Origin of the sequence: uncultured Pluralibacter sp. (assembly GCF_913775985.1) — a bacterium.
In the GTDB taxonomy this organism is placed as follows: domain Bacteria; phylum Pseudomonadota; class Gammaproteobacteria; order Enterobacterales; family Enterobacteriaceae; genus Pluralibacter.
The window spans coordinates 203,869-219,352 of the sequence record NZ_CAJYMB010000150.1; the positions used below are offsets into that span (position 1 = coordinate 203,869).

Sequence of the window (15,484 nt, forward strand, 5' to 3'; positions counted from 1 at the left end):
ACAAGCGAAACTCATCACAATCGGGTAACAGAGAATGGTAAAACTGGCTGCATTTGATATGGACGGCACGCTGCTGATGCCGGATCACCGCCTGGGAGAACAGACGCTGCGCGCGCTCAGGCGGCTGGCAGAGCATGATATTATTCTCGCCTTTGCGACAGGGCGTCACGCGCTGGATATGCGCCATCTGCTGGAAGGGCTGGATCTTAACGCGTTTCTTATTTCCGGCAACGGCACCCGGGTTTACTCGCGCAGCGCAGAAGTATTGCACCAGCGCGATCTCGACCCGGAGATCGCTGAATACCTGCTGCACAGCCGATGGGACACCCGCGCCAGCATGCACGTTTTTAATGACGGCGGCTGGTATACCGATTCCGCCGATCCCGAGCTGCTGAATGCGCATCTCCTGAGCGGCTTTCGCTACCAGCTGCGCCCGATGAAGCAAATCCCGGCCCATGAGGTCACTAAAATTAGTTTCTGCGCCAGCCACGAAGAGCTTGTTCATTTGCGTATCCAGCTCAACCCGGTGCTTAAGGGACGGGCGCACATCTGTTTCTCCGCCACAGACTGCCTTGAAGTGTTGCCGCTGGGCTGTAACAAGGGGGCAGCCCTGAAGACGCTCGGCGCGCATCTTGAATTAACGCTGAATGAGTGTATGGCGTTCGGGGATGCGATGAACGACAGCGAGATGCTGGGGACCGTTGGTAAAGGAGTGATTATGGGCAACGCGATGCCGCAGCTGCGGGCGGCGCTGCCGCATTTACCGGTTATCGGCCACTGCCGGGATCAGGCGGTAGCCCACTTTTTAACCCATTGGCTGGATTCACCCGATCTTCCTTATTCCCCCGAAAAGTAAGATTTTCCGGCAAGCCCGACTTTTGCTGAAGCCGGGCTTTTTTTGCTATCGGTTTTCCAGCATCGTCGACAGTGTGGCCTGCCAGGGTACAAGATCGCCGATATTAGCTGCGACCCAGCCGTCATCATAGTACGTGTCGAGATAGCGCTCGCCATTATCGCACAGCAGCGTCACCACCGAACCGCTTATTCCCGCCTCGCGCATCTCCACCGCCCGCTGCAGCGCGCCCCACACATTGGTCCCCGTTGATGCGCCAACCTTCCGGCCAAGCTGGCTCTCCAGCCAGCGTGCGGCGGTAACGCTGGCGGCATCCGGCACGCGCAGCATCGCGTCCACCACGTCGGGAATAAATGAGGGTTCTACCCGCGGCCGGCCAATGCCTTCGATTTTGCTGCCTTTGGGGCTGCGCAGGGTGACGTCGCGCTGCTGCCAGAAGTCGAGGAACACTGAGTTTTCCGGATCCACTACCGTCAGCTGTGTTGAATACCCTTTGCAGCGGATATAGCGGCCAAGTGTGGCCGAGGTGCCGCCGGTGCCGGCGCTCATCACAATATGCGTCGGGATCGGATGGGGTTCGTGCTGCATCTGATGGTAAATGCTGTCGGCGATATTATTATTGCCGCGCCAGTCCGTCGCCCGCTCGGCATAGGTGAACTGATCCATGTAATGACCGTTAAGCTCCCGGGCCAGCTGCTCGGAGGCCTCGTAAATTTCGCAGGCGCTTTGTACGAAATGGCAGCGCCCGCCGTAAAACTCAATCTGCTCCACTTTTCGCCGGGCGGTGCAGGCGGGCATCACTGCGATAAACGGCAGCCCGAGTAGCCGGGCAAAATAGGCTTCGGAAACGGCGGTAGAGCCTGAAGATGCTTCAATGATCGGCGTGCCCTCCTTGATCCAGCCGTTGCACAGGCCGTAGAGAAAAAGCGATCGGGCCAGGCGGTGCTTGAGGCTGCCGGTGGGGTGGGTGCTTTCATCTTTCAGATAGAGCTGGATACCCGCAAAGGCGGGCAGCGCCAGGCGGATCAGATGGGTATCTGCTGAACGTTGATAGTCGGCGTTGATTTCGCTGATAGCGTAGTTAATCCAGTCGCGCGTCATAGGATTTATCCATTTGTTATTTTGTGCCCAGCTTAGCGAAACGCGCGGAAAAAATTGTTGCTATTTACCCTTTAGAATAGACTTTAAGGAGAAATAAATTCTCCAGGATGTCGCTATGATAGATAAAATTGACCGAAAGCTGCTGGCGCTGCTGCAGGAGGACTGCACGCTCTCTTTGCAGGCGCTGGCCGATGCCGTTAACCTGACCACCACGCCCTGTTGGAAGCGGCTCAAGCGTCTGGAAGATGATGGCATCCTGCTGGGGCGGGTGGCGCTGCTGGATGCGGAAAAGTTAGGCCTTGGGCTAACGGCCTTCGTGCTAATTAAAACCCAGCACCACAGCAGCGACTGGTATAATCGCTTCGTTTCCGAAGTGACCAGCATGCCCGAGGTACTTGGCTTCTGGCGCATGGCGGGGGAGTACGATTATCTGATGCGGGTTCAGGTCGCAGATATGAAGCGCTATGACGATTTCTATAAAAGGCTGGTGAACAGCGTGCCCGGCCTTAGCGATGTAACCTCCAGTTTTGCGATGGAGCAGATTAAATACACCACTGCGCTGCCCGTTAACTGATTATCTGAAACAGAAAAGATGTTTATTGGCTGTCGGGTCCCGGGCCGGGCCTGATTTCTGCCGTGAGCCGCGCTGGCGGTGACACTCATGCCTGCTGACGCAGGCGAAAATCTCTGGATATTTCTGCGTGCGATTATTTGCTCAATTAAGCTGGTTTTTTCGTCGGGAGTGGCGCCGCTACCTTGGGGCGGTTGGCCTGCTTATTATTATTGCCGTCCTTCAGCTCATACCGCCGAAAGTGGTGGGCTACGTGGTGGATGGCGTAACCCGCGAACACTACACCGCCGGACGCATTATGCTGTGGGTCGGCGCGCTGGCGGCAGTGGCGGTGGCGGTGTATCTGCTGCGCTACGTCTGGCGGGTGCTGCTGTTCGGCGCATCCTATCAGCTGGCCGTTGAGCTGCGTGACGATTTCTACCGCCAGCTTAGCCGCCAGAATCCGGCGTTTTACCTGCGCCACCGCACCGGCGATCTCATTGCCCGCGCCACTAACGATGTCGACAGAGTAGTGTTTGCCGCCGGTGAAGGGGTGCTGACGCTGGTGGACTCGATGGTGATGGGCTGCGCGGTGCTGATCGTCATGTCCACGCAGATAAGCTGGCAGCTGACGCTGCTGGCGCTAATCCCGATGCCGATCATGGCGCTGATGATTAAACACAACGGCGCGGTGCTCCACGAGCGCTTCAAGGTGGCTCAGGCCGCCTTCTCCAGCCTGAACGACCGTACTCAGGAGAGCCTGACCAGCATTCGCATGATTAAAGCCTTCGGCCTTGAAGACCGGCAGTCCGCGCAGTTTGCCGCCGACGCCGCCGATACCGGCAGCAAAAATATGCGGGTGGCCAGAATTGACGCCCGCTTCGATCCCACTATCTATATCGCTATCGGCATGGCAAACCTGCTGGCCATTGCCGGCGGCAGCTGGATGGTGGTGCAGGGCACCCTGACTCTGGGGCAGCTCACCAGCTTTATGATGTATCTGGGGCTGATGATTTGGCCGATGCTGGCGCTGGCGTGGATGTTTAATATCGTCGAGCGCGGCAGCGCCGCCTACAGCCGCATCCGCACGCTGCTGGCAGAGGCGCCGGTAGTCGAAGACGGCAGCCGCCGGCTTTCGCCCGCGCGCAGCACGCTGGCGGTGCAGATAGACGCATTCTCTTACCCGCAGGCGGCTAAACCGACGCTGAACGACGTCCAGTTTATGCTCAAGCCCGGTCAGATGCTCGGCCTGTGCGGTCCGACAGGTTCCGGAAAAAGCACCATTCTGGCCCTTATCCAGCGCCATTTTGACATCCAGCAGGGAGAGATCCGCTTTCAGGATCTGCCCCTGCCGCAAATTGCGCTTGACGACTGGCGCAGCCGGCTCGCGGTTGTTAATCAGACGCCGTTTCTGTTCTCGGACTCCGTCGCCAGCAATATTGCCCTGGGCAAGCCGGGGGCGAGCCGGGAAGAGATCGAGCGCGCGGCGCAGCTTGCCAGCGTGCACGATGATATTCTGCGCCTGCCACAGGGCTACGATACGGAAGTGGGGGAGCGCGGCGTGATGCTCTCCGGCGGCCAGAAGCAGCGCATCTCCATCGCCAGAGCGCTGCTGCTTGATGCGGAAATTTTGATCCTCGACGACGCGCTGTCGGCGGTGGACGGGCGCACCGAGCATCAGATTTTGCACAATTTGCGCCAGTGGGGCGAGGGGCGCACGGTGATTATCAGCGCCCACCGGCTGTCGGCGCTCACCGAAGCCAGCGAGATTATCGTCATGCAGCACGGCCATATTGCCCAGCGCGGCCAGCACGAGCAGCTGGTCAATGCGCCGGGCTGGTATCGCGATATGTACCGCTACCAGCAGCTGGAAGCCGCCCTCGACGATGTCCCGGAAGAGGAGGCCGCCGATGCGTAACTTTTCCACGCTCTGGCCGACGCTTAAACGCCTGCTGGCCTACGGTTCGCCGTGGCGCCGCCCGCTGGGTATCGGCATGGTGCTGATGTGGATCGCCGCCGCGGCCGAAGTCTCCGGGCCGCTGCTGATAAGCTACTTCATCGACAATATGGTGGCGAAAAAACACCTGCCCTGGGGCATTATTGGCGGCCTGGCGGCGGTTTATATTGGGCTACAGCTGCTGGCGGCGTCCCTGCACTACGTTCAGGCGCTGCTGTTTAACCGGGCCGCGGTGGGCGTGGTCCAGCAGCTGCGCACCGACGTGATGGATGCAGCCTTGCGCCAGCCCCTCAGCGAATTTGACGTCCAGCCGGTAGGCCAGCTTATTTCCCGAGTGACCAACGATACCGAGGTGATCCGCGATCTATACGTCACGGTGGTGTCGACGGTGCTGCGCAGCGCGGCGCTGATTGGCGCGATGCTGGTGGCGATGTTCACCCTCGACTGGCGCATGGCGCTGGTGGCGATTGCGATTTTCCCGGCGGTTATCGTGGTGATGATTGTTTATCAGCGCCTGAGCACGCCGATCGTGCGGCGGGTGCGCGCCTATCTTGCAGATATCAACGACGGTTTTAACGAAGTGATCAGCGGGATGGGCGTGCTGCAGCAGTTCCGCCAGCAGGCACGCTTTGGCGAGCGGCTGGGCGAGGCAAGTCGCGCGCACTATCTGGCGCGCATGCAGACCCTGCGCCTCGACGGCTTTCTGCTGCGCCCGCTGCTGAGCTTGTTTTCGTCGCTGATCCTGTGCGGCCTGCTGATGCTGTTTGGTCTGACCGCAAAAGGCACCATTGAAGTGGGCGTGCTTTATGCGTTCATCAGCTACCTCGGGCGGCTCAACGAGCCGCTAATAGAGCTGACGACCCAGCAATCGATGCTGCAGCAGGCGGTGGTGGCCGGCGAGCGGGTCTTCGAGCTGATGGATAAACCCCGCCAGCGCTGGGGCAGCGACGATCGCCTGATGCAGAGCGGAAGCATCAATTTCAACGACGTCTCCTTCGCCTACCGGGACGACAGGCTGGTGGTCAAAGAGATTAATCTCCACGTCCCGTCGCGAAACTTCGTGGCGCTGGTGGGCCACACCGGCAGCGGCAAGAGCACGCTGGCCAGCCTGCTGATGGGCTACTATCCGCTGACCCGCGGTGAGATCCTGCTGGACGGCCGCCCCATCGCTTCTCTGACGCATCGGGCGCTCAGGCACGGCGTGGCGATGGTGCAGCAGGATCCGGTGGTGCTGGCGGATAGCTTCCTCGCTAATGTGACCCTTGGCCGCGATATTAGCGAAGCTCAGGTGTGGCAGGCGCTGGAGACGGTGCAGCTGGCGGAGCTGGCCCGCAGCATGAGCGACGGTATTCACACCGCGCTTGGGGAGCAGGGCAATAATCTCTCCGTGGGACAGAAGCAGCTGCTGGCCCTGGCCCGGGTGCTGGTGGACACGCCGGAAATCCTGATCCTGGACGAAGCGACGGCTAACATCGACTCCGGCACCGAGCGCGCCATTCAGCAGGCGCTGGCAAAAGTCCGCCAGCACACCACGCTGGTGGTGATTGCCCACCGCCTGTCGACCATCGTCGATGCGGACACTATCGCGGTGCTGCACCGGGGGCAGATTGTCGAGCGCGGCACCCACGCCGCGCTGCTGGCGGAGAAAGGCCGCTACTGGCAGATGTACCAGCTGCAGCAGGCCAGAGAAGATCTGGCGGCCTGTGTTGACGCGTAATGCACCAAAATAACGCAATTTTATAACAACCGCGCCCGCCGGTGCAGGGGGAAATTGCCTCGCGCACCGGCGTGGTGCGCTTCACCGCCGGCGGCGCGCGTTCTGATTTATCTCTCCGCACTGTTTTTCATCGTAGTAAGGCCTTCGCGGCCGCTATCGCCCTGATATTCCCTTCAAAATTATTCCTGGCACGCCGATTGCTTTATCAACAACGTATTGGCTGCTGCCGTTAGCGCATTCTGACTGGAGGGGATCTATGAAGCTGGTTACCGTGGTAATTAAACCATTCAAACTCGAAGACGTGCGCGAGGCGCTGTCTTCAATTGGAATTCAGGGGCTGACCGTGACCGAGGTAAAAGGCTTCGGGCGTCAGAAGGGCCATGCCGAACTTTACCGCGGGGCGGAATACAGCGTTAACTTCCTGCCGAAAGTAAAAATTGATGTCGCCATCGCTGACGATCAGCTGGATGAAGTGATCGATGTGGTCAGCAAGGCGGCTTACACCGGAAAAATTGGCGACGGCAAAATCTTCGTCGCCGAACTTCAGCGCGTCATCCGTATTCGCACCGGCGAAGCCGACGAAGCCGCGCTGTAACACCTGCACACAGTGATAGGGACCGATAAAATGAAAAAAGTACTGCTAAAAATTGCCCCTGGGCTGCTCGCGCTCCTGCCGGGCCTGGCGCTCGCTGCGCCCGCAGAAGCGGACAAAGCGGACAACGCCTTTATGATGATCTGCACCGCGCTGGTGCTGTTCATGAGTATTCCCGGCATTGCCCTGTTTTACGGCGGTCTTATCCGCGGTAAAAACGTGCTTTCAGTTCTGACGCAGGTTACCGTGACCTTCGCGCTGGTCTGCGTTCTCTGGGTTATCTATGGCTACACGCTGGCGTTTGGCACCGGCGGAAATTTCTTTGGCAGCTTTGACTGGGTGATGCTGAAAGGCATCGAGCTCAAGGCGCTGATGGGCACCTTCTATCAGTATATCCACGTCGTGTTCCAGTGCTCGTTTGCCTGCATCACGGTGGGGCTGATCGTTGGCTCCCTCGCCGAGCGCGTCCGCTTTTCAGCGATTCTGATTTTCGTGGTGGTGTGGCTGACCTTCTCATATCTGCCTATCGCCCACATGGTGTGGGGCGGCGGCCTGCTGGCGAACCACGGCGCGCTGGACTTTGCCGGCGGCACGGTGGTCCACATCAACGCGGCGGTTGCCGGGCTGGTGGGCGCATACCTGGTCGGCAAACGCGCCGGGTTTGGTAAAGAAGCCTTCAAACCGCACAACCTGCCGATGGTGTTTACCGGTACGGCCATTCTCTACATTGGCTGGTTCGGCTTTAACGCCGGTTCTGCCGGCTCGGCTAACGAAATCTCGGCGCTGGCTTTTGTTAACACCGTTGTTGCCACGGCGGCGGCTATTCTGGCCTGGGTGTTCGGTGAGTGGGTCGTGCGCGGCAAGCCTTCTCTGCTGGGTGCCTGCTCCGGCGCAATCGCCGGGCTGGTTGCGGTAACCCCGGCCTGTGGATACATCGGCGTCGGCGCTTCGCTGATTCTGGGTATCGTTGCCGGTCTGGCAGGGCTGTGGGGCGTGACCGCGCTGAAGCACTGGCTGCGGGTTGACGATCCCTGCGACGTATTCGGCGTCCACGGCGTGTGCGGTATCGTGGGCTGCATCCTGACCGGCGTGTTCGCGTCAACCTCGCTGGGTGGCGTAGGCTACGCGGAAGGCGTGACGATGGCTCACCAGGTGCTGGTGCAGCTGGAAAGTATCGGCCTGACGATTGTCTGGTCGGCGGTTGTGGCCTTTGTGGCTTACAAAATCGCAGATGTTACGGTTGGGCTGCGCGTGCCGGAAGAGCAGGAGCGCGAAGGCCTGGACGTCAACAGCCACGGCGAGAACGCTTACAACAGCTAATCTTTACGGGCCCTCTCCGCCAGGAGAGGGCCTTCACGCAATACTCGACATTATCCCCGCTGGCGAATAACCCCTTCCTGTACCGTTGATGCCACCAGTACGCCGTCCTGAGTATAAAATTCCCCGCGCACGAAGCCGCGCGCGTTGGATGCTGAAGTACTTTCGACGCTGTACAGCAGCCAGTCGTTAAGGTCGAACGGGCGGTGAAACCACATTGAGTGATCGATAGTTGCCACCTGCATGCCCGGTTCGAGAAAACCCACGCCGTGGGGCTGCAGGGCAACCACCAGGAAATTGAAATCAGACGCGTAGCCTAGCAGCGACTGGTGCACCTGCAGATCGTCGGGGACCTGTCCGCTGGCGCGGATCCAGACCTGGCGCGCCGGTTCAGCAACGTGGCCCTTCATCGGGTTATGAAACTCTACCGGACGGATCTCCAGCGGCTTATCGCGCAGGAACTTCTCCTTCAGCGGCGCGGGCAGCAGGTGAGAAAGCTTCTGGGCGATTTGCAGTTCTGACGGCAGGCCGTCGGGGGCAGGCGCTGCCGGCATTGCTTTCTGATGCTCGAAACCGGATTCCGGCCCCTGAAAAGAGGCGGTCATATAAAATATGGGCTTGCCGTTCTGGATAGCGGCTACCCGGCGGGCGCTGAAGCTGTTGCCGTCGCGCAGTACTTCCACGTCATAGATAATCGGCTTCAGGCTATCCCCAGGGCGCAGGAAATAACTGTGAAACGAGTGGATAAGGCGATCGGCGGGCACGGTCGCTTTTGCCGCGTACATCGCCTGGCCTACCACCTGACCGCCGAATACCTGGCGCAGCCCCAGATCTTCGCTTTGGCCCCGGAATATCCCCTCTTCAATTTTTTCCAGCTTTAGCAGAGTTAGCAGATTAGAGAGAGCCTGACTCATAAATGTCCTCGACAGTGGATATGAACCGCGTCCGGCGGCAGATGGCCATATTATACCTAAAATCCTTTGCCGTGCGTGGCAGCCGCAGGTGCTCGGGGCAAACATCTGCACCATGATTGAGTTATCAAAGAGGTGCAATAATCTGAATAACTTCTCTTTTCCAGGCAATATCTGAGAGCTGTGCCACACTTATCGGGATTACACCTGATTTGACAACTCACTCTCGCAGCTAACATCCTGCCGGAGCATGGATGATAAGGAGAACAATATGAAATGCGTGCATATTTTAAGTGGTTTGGCCGTTGCCGTTGCGCTGTCTGCCTGCGCGGATAAGAGCGCAGACATTGCCGTGCCGGCACCGAATCCGAATACGTCTATTTCCGCAGCAAACCAGTCTACGCTACGCCAGCCTAATGTTTCCGGTACTATCTGGATCCGCCAGCATGTTGCGCTGCCGCCCAATGCCGTGCTGACGGTAACCCTGTCGGATGCGACCATTCCGAACCAGCCGTCGAAAGTTCTGTCACAGAAAGTGCTGCGTACCGACGGCAAGCAGGCCCCGTTCAGCTTTATCCTGCCCTTTAAACCGGCCGAGATTAAGCCTGACGCCCGCATTCTGCTGAGCGCCGCCATTACTGTGGATAATAAGCTGATGTTTATTACCGACTCGGTACAGACCGTGCTGACCGACGGCGACAAAAAAGCCGACCTGACGCTGGTGCCTGCTCCGCACACCGCTGTGCCGATTGCCGAAGGCCGCGGCCCGGCAGCTCCGGTCCCGCCGACCTCACCGACGCAGGTAACACCCTCTTCCGCAACGCCGGCGCCGACTCAGATCCCGTAATAGGTGCTTAATCAATCCCCTCTCCGTAAGGTGAGGGGATTATTCATACCGCCAGCGGTAGCGCTGCAAATCTATTTTTCCCCCGCCCGACACCTGTACACCTTCTGATAACAGTGCCTGACGCTGGCGCTGAAGATCCGGCCCGGTTAATGAAATGGTTCCGCTGCGGTTGACCACCCGGTGCCAGGGCAGGGTTGAGCCTTCCGGCAGCCGTTTCAGCACGCCGCCCACCTGACGGGCCGCGCGCGGTGAACCCGCCAGCCGCGCAACGTCGCCGTAGGTTGTCACTTTGCCTTCGGGGATCGCGGCCACAATTTGCCAGACGCGCTGCGGAAATGTCACTTCATCCATTGGTTGCTGCTATCTCCTCTGTTTTTCGAGTCGGATATCGCCGTTGTTAATACTGCGTGTCTCGACCCAACCCAGGTGTTGATAAAATCCGGCAGCACGCGTTTTAGCGCAGGTTTCCAGCCAGATAAGCGCGTGATGTTCGAACAATGCCTCTTCTGCATTCAATACCAGTTTTTTGCCGAGTCCGCGATTTTCGTACTCGGGAAGCACGAAGGCGGCAAAGAGGCAGGCATCTTGAGGCAAAATCATTGAAAAAGCGACAATGCGCCCGCCGTCGGCCGCAACCCAGGCGCTGCCTTCGAGCATGGCGGCGACAGTGGATTCTGTAATTCCCTGTGCCGCAAGTTCTTCGCGCGACATCCTGTTTTCATTCACTGACGTACGTACGGTGAACATTCCGCTAACGTCATCTGTATTTGCCGCTCTGATATTAAGTCCCATGGAGATTATTTGGCCTTTATCCTTTTCAAAACACTTATCATAGCTGATTCGCGCCGCGCGTTGCGCAAGAATCCAGCATCCGGGCGCGGGCGGCTTGCAATTGCCGACCCGCGCAGGGATAATGCGCCTGCGCGTTGATATTCAACGCTCTCAATGGGGGCTCTGTTGGTTCTCCCGCAACGCTACTCTGTTCACCAGGTCAGGTCCGGAAGGAAGCAGCCAGGGCAGACGACGTGTGTGCCGGGATGTAGCTGGCAGGGCCCCCACCCATTTCAGGGTAAGTACTTGATAGATAATATCTAAAGTGCTGAAATGCCTTCTACATAGCCTTAGTGGTACAAAAACTGTGTATCACCAGTAGGCTACACGTTATCCCTTATGCTCTTCCGTAATAGGATGTGATCTCTTCCCAATATCGGTGCCAGGTTAAATCAGAGAGTCGGCCCTGTTTGAGCTTCTTCACTAATGAGAATTGTTCAGGGAGTCTGACATCAAGAACGTGATAGCCCATTTTTAGTATTTTACCTTATATTTCAACGCGTTGAGGGATTTTCTTTAGCTCGCATATTTCAATCTATTTCGGTGTCATGGGTGAAGCTACCGGTGATTTTCACGTTCGTTCTTCTTTCAACTGGCGGACCCGCTTATCCATCGTGGATTTTCTGACATTCATTGCAATGGCAGCGGCAGGAAGAGTGAAATGTTGAGCGAGTACAGGCTGGGCAGGTTCAAGGCGAAACTCAGGGCTAAAATTGCGTATGTTACGTCCGGTCACAATGACATCTGTTTTTGACTATAAAGCGATGATATCACCTCTGTTCAGGTGGCCAAATTCACTATGCCACTACAAAGTTGTCTTCTTACCATCAATGGGTTTTATTGCTTCCATTACCTAAAATCAGAAGTTTCTTGGCAAATATTTCCCTCTATCAGATTGTGCAGGAGTACGATTGTTAATCACTCATTAAAATTAGGGAATTTCTGCATGGATAGCGCAAAGGATTTGGCAAGGCAAATGCTCTCAGCATTGAATTTACAGGATGAAGGAATGTTGGTTGCGTATATAAAGGGTTTCGCTAACTTCCCTGTAAACCTCTATTTCCTCGCTTATGATTTCATCCATACCGATAACCGACGGCAAAATATGGACGATAACATGAGGATTGCGGAGCTTGTCGAGCGGTCCACGTCAAGGAAGAATATCAACTTAGTTGCAAGCGCGGTTAACGTGTTCATTGACGATTTCATGATGCGCGTTAACATGGCTGACATTGCTAAAAAAGTGGCAGAGGACACGATAGCGTCAACGCTGGGAAGTTATACCTTCGGTGAATTGACGGGGATAAAGATAGGGAAGTTAATCTCTTCAAGGATCGCTGTATCAATCGCCTTTAGCATGTCTATAAGCACTCTGCTAATGATTGGCGGCGGTGCTTCGAGGGCTATCCATGCCTCCAGATTGCTTCAAACGACCAATTACGGCGTATATCGAAAGCTGAGAGACCTTGGAGATTTAGATCTGCTGTATTTTGCTATTCGGGATAGGGTTAAACCTTTCGAGGATGCGACCGAACTTTCCAGAAGCAATCCGGCTCTCTTCAATCAGGCTGTAGAGTATTTTTTCAAGGGCTTGTAAGCCCTTATTTTTTTGTTTGCCGATACAGTAGCCATAAGATCAGCCCCATAGCGATTGTGAATGTCCAGCGTCCCAAAATGAACATGTATGCAGACCTATCACCGAAAGAATCGGGGAAAGCGCTCAACACTAGGGCTACATTAGAAGCGGCTGACGTTATCGTAAGAAGTGCGGAGACGATGATTCCTGTCCAAATCAGGAAAGTTAATATTTTTTTCACTCGTGATTTCCTTATCAATTATCTGGTTTAACTCATTATGAGTGTACTTAATCGACAATGGCGAGTAAATGAGCAGTTATAATAATGCGATGGATGATTAGCAGCGTTCAATTTTAGTTGATCGCTACCTTTCAAGTTGATACCCAGCTGTAAATGCTTTGCTCATGGGTCCAGCTGTGAAATTTTGAGGAGGCATAACACCCCAATTCAGATGGATAATTCAGTAAACCCCATTTCTGCTCTTCGCTCACAACTTCCCGTTTACCACCATCCGTGATTGACTGTCTCCTCACTGTCCGCGCATTTTGCGCCAGGAGGATGACCCATGCTCGCCACGCCGCAATTAGACACAGCACGCTTAATTCTTAAACCGCTGGAATCGCCCGACGCGGTGCAAATCCAGCACAGCTTCCCGCGCTGGGAAATTGTTCGTTATCTGGTGGATACCGTGCCGTGGCCCTATCCGCCGGGCGCGGCACAGCACTATGTCGATAACATTGCACTTGCCGCCTCCGCCAGGGGCGAGGGCTGGTTCTGGACGCTGCGGCGTAAAGCGGCGCCGGAAACGCTGATTGGCGTTATCTGCCTGATGGATACAGAGGATAACAATCGCGGCTTCTGGCTGGTGCCCGAGTGGCAGGGGCAGGGGCTGATGAGCGAAGCCTGCGCGGCGGTAAATGATTTTTGGTTTGAGCACCTCGACCGGACAGTGCTAAGAGCGCCGAAGGCATCGGTAAATCTGAAATCGGTCAGTATTTCACAGCGCGGCGGCATGCGGCTTGTTCGTCTCCAGAAAGGGCGGTATGTCTGCGGAGAGCTTGAAACCGAGCTTTGGGAAATGACCCGGGATGAATGGCGGCACCGAAAGAACACTGCGGGTTAGCACCGTCACAAAACTCGCCTCATCATCGCGCTGTCATCTGACGGTCATTTTTCGGAAATAAAAGGCGGGCATAGTCAACGTAGATAGCCAGTCCACTTAGCTTTTGCGGCAACTCATGCCGCTGTAAGGGATCTCCCGCGATGAGTATGAGCGTATTAAACGTTAAAATTGATAGTGGCCTTAAAGAGCAGCTCCGCCAGTATGCGCAGGGGCGCAACGAGACGCTGAGTTCAACCACCCAGGCGCTGCTGCGCCACGCGCTGGGCGGTGCAGTCGATGAAGTGGTGGCCGCAAGTGAAATTGACAGCCAGCACACTGAAGAAAAGACCGCTGTCCTGACGCCGAAAGAGCTTAAGGCCGTTCGCAAACTGCTGAAGAAGAATAAATGAAGCAGCAGCAGACCACCGCCAGTAATTACCCCGAAGCCTGCGATTTGCTGCGCTCGGGGCGCGTTAAGCACGTGCTGCTCGACTGGAACGTCGGCAGCGATGAGTTTTTTCGCCTTGCCTCTGACTGGTGCGCCGCCGGGGCAAAAATTAAGAAACGGGGCGAACGTTTCATCATCTCTCTGAAAGGATTTCCGATCCCGCGCCAGCACTGAGCATGTTTTAGCAGCTGCCCGGCGTTTTGTTATATTATTTTCTTTGTACGCGAATTATTCTGCTGAACGGTCAGGTTTTTCCAGATAGGTTGCAGGGTTGAGAAGGCCATTTGCAGCGTTTCATCGTCCAGCGTGAAAGGGATCCGCAGCCAGCGATCGAACGCGCCGGCAAGCCCAAACCGTGTTCCATCCCCCAGATGAATTTCTGCCGCTTCTGCCCGGGCGGCAAACAGCGTCGCCAGCCTCTCCGGCAGCTCAACCCAGAATGAAAGCCCGCCTTCCGGTGCCTGATAGCGCCACTCGGGGAAATAGTCTTGCAGCAGCTGGCTGCACATGTCCCGCCGCGCGGCCAGCATACTCCTGCGTACGGGCAGCAGGCGCTCATCATTATCCAGCAGCCAGCAGGTGGCGAGCTGCTCCAGCAGCGGAGTGCCCAAATCCAGCGTGTCCCGGGACTGCATCAGCGCGGCGATGGTCTGGCTGGAGGCGCGGATCCAGCCCACGCGCAGCCCGCCCCAAAAGCTCTTTCCCGTCGACCCGATCGTGATAACCGGCGCCTGTAGGTTGAAGGCCGCCAGCGGTGCCGGAGGCGGCGCGCTATACCACAGGTCCACCATTGTTTCGTCAATAACCAGCGTTGTCCGCGTACGCGCGGCCAGATCGGCTACCCGCTGGCGGGTCGCGCCGTTCATGCAGCGGCCGGTAGGGTTATGAAAGTCCGGCATCAGGTAGGCCAGCCGCGGCGATGTCTGGGCGATGGCGGCGGCCAGCCCGTCAACATCCCAGCCGAATGCCGGCATGGAGAGCCCAACCGGGCGGCAGGATGCACCTTCAATTGCGGCGATAGCCAGCGGGTAAGTCGGACTTTCGACCACCACCCGATCGCCGGGCCCCGTCAGCAGGCGCAGCACCAGCGCAAATCCGCTCACCGCGCCGTTAATAATCATTATTTCATCGGGTGCGGTAGGCAAGCCACGCGCGTTATAGCGCCGGGCGACGATCTCCCGAAGCGCGGGAAGGCCCTGCCGATCGTAGCCGGTGCTGGAGAGATGCTCAGGCATCGCCGCCAGCGCGTGGCTGTAGGCCTGATGAATTTCGGGACCGGCGCTGAGCGCCGCCGTGGCCAGATCCAGCGACTGGCCATTAAGGTTGCGGGCGGAAAGGGCGATAGGCTGTGCGGGGAGTACCACTCGCGAGCCGCTGCCGTGGCGGCTCGCGATAAATCCCTCATCACGCAGCAGCGCCAGAGCGCTGGAGAATGTGGTGCGGCTAACGCCCAGCGCCGCCGCCAGCTCGCGTTCCCCGGGCAGGCGGGAGCCGAGCGCCAGGCGTCCGTCAAGGATCAGCAGTCGCAGCACGTCGGCGAGCCGGCGCCAGAGCGGGATGCGGGACGGGCTCTCCTGCCAGCGGCCTAAAAGGCTTGTCAGAGACTGGGTTCCTGAACGGCGGAGCGACATAGGCAGTCCACTTTTTGAAAACTGGTCATTAATTATCGATCCATTTTTGT

Annotated in this window: 16 protein-coding genes and 1 other RNA gene; 12 read left to right on the forward strand and 5 right to left on the reverse strand. The window is 57.3% G+C overall.

Annotated elements, in window-relative coordinates; all coding sequences use genetic code 11:
• Positions 1-34 precede the first annotated feature (34 nt).
• Positions 35-856, forward strand: coding sequence for an HMP-PP phosphatase (gene cof, locus QZ766_RS21370; protein ID WP_297207008.1), 822 nt, complete (start codon positions 35-37; stop codon positions 854-856).
• 45 nt (positions 857-901) lie between these two features.
• Here cof and QZ766_RS21375 read toward each other — a convergent pair whose 3' ends face one another.
• On the reverse strand, positions 902-1,954 hold the full coding sequence (locus tag QZ766_RS21375) for a PLP-dependent cysteine synthase family protein (RefSeq protein ID WP_297207009.1): 1,053 nt from the start codon (positions 1,952-1,954) through the stop codon (positions 902-904).
• Between the two features lie 115 nt (positions 1,955-2,069).
• Between QZ766_RS21375 and QZ766_RS21380 the strand changes: the two genes are divergently transcribed.
• The 5 genes from QZ766_RS21380 to amtB all read left to right on the forward strand — a co-directional run bounded on the left by QZ766_RS21380 (position 2,070) and on the right by amtB (position 8,090).
• Positions 2,070-2,528 carry an Lrp/AsnC family transcriptional regulator gene (locus QZ766_RS21380; RefSeq protein ID WP_297207011.1) on the forward strand — a complete coding sequence of 153 codons (459 nt, stop codon included), beginning with the start codon at positions 2,070-2,072 and terminating at the stop codon, positions 2,526-2,528.
• Between the two features lie 127 nt (positions 2,529-2,655).
• A complete protein-coding gene (locus QZ766_RS21385) occupies positions 2,656-4,422 on the forward strand; it encodes a SmdA family multidrug ABC transporter permease/ATP-binding protein (protein WP_297207013.1) in 1,767 nt (588 codons plus the stop codon).
• Positions 4,415-6,178 (forward strand): SmdB family multidrug efflux ABC transporter permease/ATP-binding protein, encoded by a 1,764-nt coding sequence (locus QZ766_RS21390; RefSeq protein ID WP_297207014.1) that lies wholly within the window; start codon positions 4,415-4,417, stop codon positions 6,176-6,178. The genes QZ766_RS21385 and QZ766_RS21390 overlap by 8 nt, the downstream gene beginning before the upstream one ends.
• Positions 6,179-6,434: 256 nt before the next feature.
• A complete protein-coding gene (glnK, locus tag QZ766_RS21395) occupies positions 6,435-6,773 on the forward strand; it encodes a P-II family nitrogen regulator (RefSeq protein ID WP_038155077.1) in 339 nt (112 codons plus the stop codon).
• A gap of 30 nt (positions 6,774-6,803) precedes the next feature.
• Positions 6,804-8,090 (forward strand): ammonium transporter AmtB, encoded by a 1,287-nt coding sequence (gene amtB, locus QZ766_RS21400; protein ID WP_297207024.1) that lies wholly within the window; start codon positions 6,804-6,806, stop codon positions 8,088-8,090.
• A gap of 50 nt (positions 8,091-8,140) precedes the next feature.
• On the opposite strand, the gene tesB is transcribed toward amtB, so the two are convergent.
• Positions 8,141-9,001, reverse strand: a complete 861-nt coding sequence (tesB, locus tag QZ766_RS21405; protein WP_297207026.1) for an acyl-CoA thioesterase II — start codon at positions 8,999-9,001, stop codon at positions 8,141-8,143.
• A 268-nt stretch (positions 9,002-9,269) separates the two neighbouring features.
• On the opposite strand from tesB, the gene QZ766_RS21410 reads away from it, so the two are divergent.
• Positions 9,270-9,845 (forward strand): YbaY family lipoprotein, encoded by a 576-nt coding sequence (locus QZ766_RS21410; protein ID WP_297207028.1) that lies wholly within the window; start codon positions 9,270-9,272, stop codon positions 9,843-9,845.
• A gap of 39 nt (positions 9,846-9,884) precedes the next feature.
• Here the strand turns inward: QZ766_RS21410 and QZ766_RS21415 are convergent, their stop codons facing one another.
• Together QZ766_RS21415 and QZ766_RS21420 are read right to left on the reverse strand one after the other, a co-directional pair.
• Positions 9,885-10,196, reverse strand: coding sequence for an MGMT family protein (locus tag QZ766_RS21415; protein WP_297207031.1), 312 nt, complete (start codon positions 10,194-10,196; stop codon positions 9,885-9,887).
• Between the two features lie 9 nt (positions 10,197-10,205).
• Positions 10,206-10,556, reverse strand: coding sequence for a GNAT family N-acetyltransferase (locus QZ766_RS21420; protein ID WP_297207033.1), 351 nt, complete (start codon positions 10,554-10,556; stop codon positions 10,206-10,208).
• A 244-nt stretch (positions 10,557-10,800) separates the two neighbouring features.
• Between QZ766_RS21420 and ffs the strand changes: the two genes are divergently transcribed.
• The 5 genes from ffs to QZ766_RS21445 all read left to right on the forward strand — a co-directional run bounded on the left by ffs (position 10,801) and on the right by QZ766_RS21445 (position 13,977).
• Positions 10,801-10,897, forward strand: an RNA gene (gene ffs, locus QZ766_RS21425) — signal recognition particle sRNA small type.
• Between the two features lie 725 nt (positions 10,898-11,622).
• On the forward strand, positions 11,623-12,273 hold the full coding sequence (locus QZ766_RS21430; RefSeq protein ID WP_297207036.1) for a hypothetical protein: 651 nt from the start codon (positions 11,623-11,625) through the stop codon (positions 12,271-12,273).
• A gap of 545 nt (positions 12,274-12,818) precedes the next feature.
• Entirely contained in the window at positions 12,819-13,376 is a 558-nt protein-coding gene (locus tag QZ766_RS21435) for a GNAT family N-acetyltransferase (RefSeq protein ID WP_297207039.1), read from the forward strand.
• A gap of 140 nt (positions 13,377-13,516) precedes the next feature.
• Entirely contained in the window at positions 13,517-13,765 is a 249-nt protein-coding gene (locus QZ766_RS21440) for a hypothetical protein (RefSeq protein ID WP_297207042.1), read from the forward strand.
• On the forward strand, positions 13,762-13,977 hold the full coding sequence (locus tag QZ766_RS21445; protein ID WP_297207045.1) for a hypothetical protein: 216 nt from the start codon (positions 13,762-13,764) through the stop codon (positions 13,975-13,977). Before QZ766_RS21440 ends, QZ766_RS21445 begins: the two co-directional genes overlap by 4 nt.
• Positions 13,978-14,006: 29 nt before the next feature.
• On the opposite strand, the gene QZ766_RS21450 is transcribed toward QZ766_RS21445, so the two are convergent.
• Positions 14,007-15,434 (reverse strand): PLP-dependent aminotransferase family protein, encoded by a 1,428-nt coding sequence (locus tag QZ766_RS21450; protein WP_297207047.1) that lies wholly within the window; start codon positions 15,432-15,434, stop codon positions 14,007-14,009.
• Between the last annotated feature and the right edge of the window lie 50 nt (positions 15,435-15,484).

Coding starts and splice junctions, on each gene's coding strand:
- glnK (WP_038155077.1), top strand. CDS start 6,435: ATGAAGCTGGTTACCGTGGTAATTAAACCATTCAAACTCGAAGACGTG.
- QZ766_RS21420 (WP_297207033.1), bottom strand. CDS start 10,556: ATGTCGCGCGAAGAACTTGCGGCACAGGGAATTACAGAATCCACTGTC.
- tesB (WP_297207026.1), bottom strand. CDS start 9,001: ATGAGTCAGGCTCTCTCTAATCTGCTAACTCTGCTAAAGCTGGAAAAA.
- cof (WP_297207008.1), top strand. CDS start 35: ATGGTAAAACTGGCTGCATTTGATATGGACGGCACGCTGCTGATGCCG.
- QZ766_RS21440 (WP_297207042.1), top strand. CDS start 13,517: ATGAGTATGAGCGTATTAAACGTTAAAATTGATAGTGGCCTTAAAGAG.
- QZ766_RS21390 (WP_297207014.1), top strand. CDS start 4,415: ATGCGTAACTTTTCCACGCTCTGGCCGACGCTTAAACGCCTGCTGGCC.
- QZ766_RS21380 (WP_297207011.1), top strand. CDS start 2,070: ATGATAGATAAAATTGACCGAAAGCTGCTGGCGCTGCTGCAGGAGGAC.
- QZ766_RS21375 (WP_297207009.1), bottom strand. CDS start 1,954: ATGACGCGCGACTGGATTAACTACGCTATCAGCGAAATCAACGCCGAC.
- amtB (WP_297207024.1), top strand. CDS start 6,804: ATGAAAAAAGTACTGCTAAAAATTGCCCCTGGGCTGCTCGCGCTCCTG.
- QZ766_RS21410 (WP_297207028.1), top strand. CDS start 9,270: ATGAAATGCGTGCATATTTTAAGTGGTTTGGCCGTTGCCGTTGCGCTG.
- QZ766_RS21450 (WP_297207047.1), bottom strand. CDS start 15,434: ATGTCGCTCCGCCGTTCAGGAACCCAGTCTCTGACAAGCCTTTTAGGC.
- QZ766_RS21435 (WP_297207039.1), top strand. CDS start 12,819: ATGCTCGCCACGCCGCAATTAGACACAGCACGCTTAATTCTTAAACCG.
- QZ766_RS21445 (WP_297207045.1), top strand. CDS start 13,762: ATGAAGCAGCAGCAGACCACCGCCAGTAATTACCCCGAAGCCTGCGAT.
- QZ766_RS21430 (WP_297207036.1), top strand. CDS start 11,623: ATGGATAGCGCAAAGGATTTGGCAAGGCAAATGCTCTCAGCATTGAAT.
- QZ766_RS21415 (WP_297207031.1), bottom strand. CDS start 10,196: ATGGATGAAGTGACATTTCCGCAGCGCGTCTGGCAAATTGTGGCCGCG.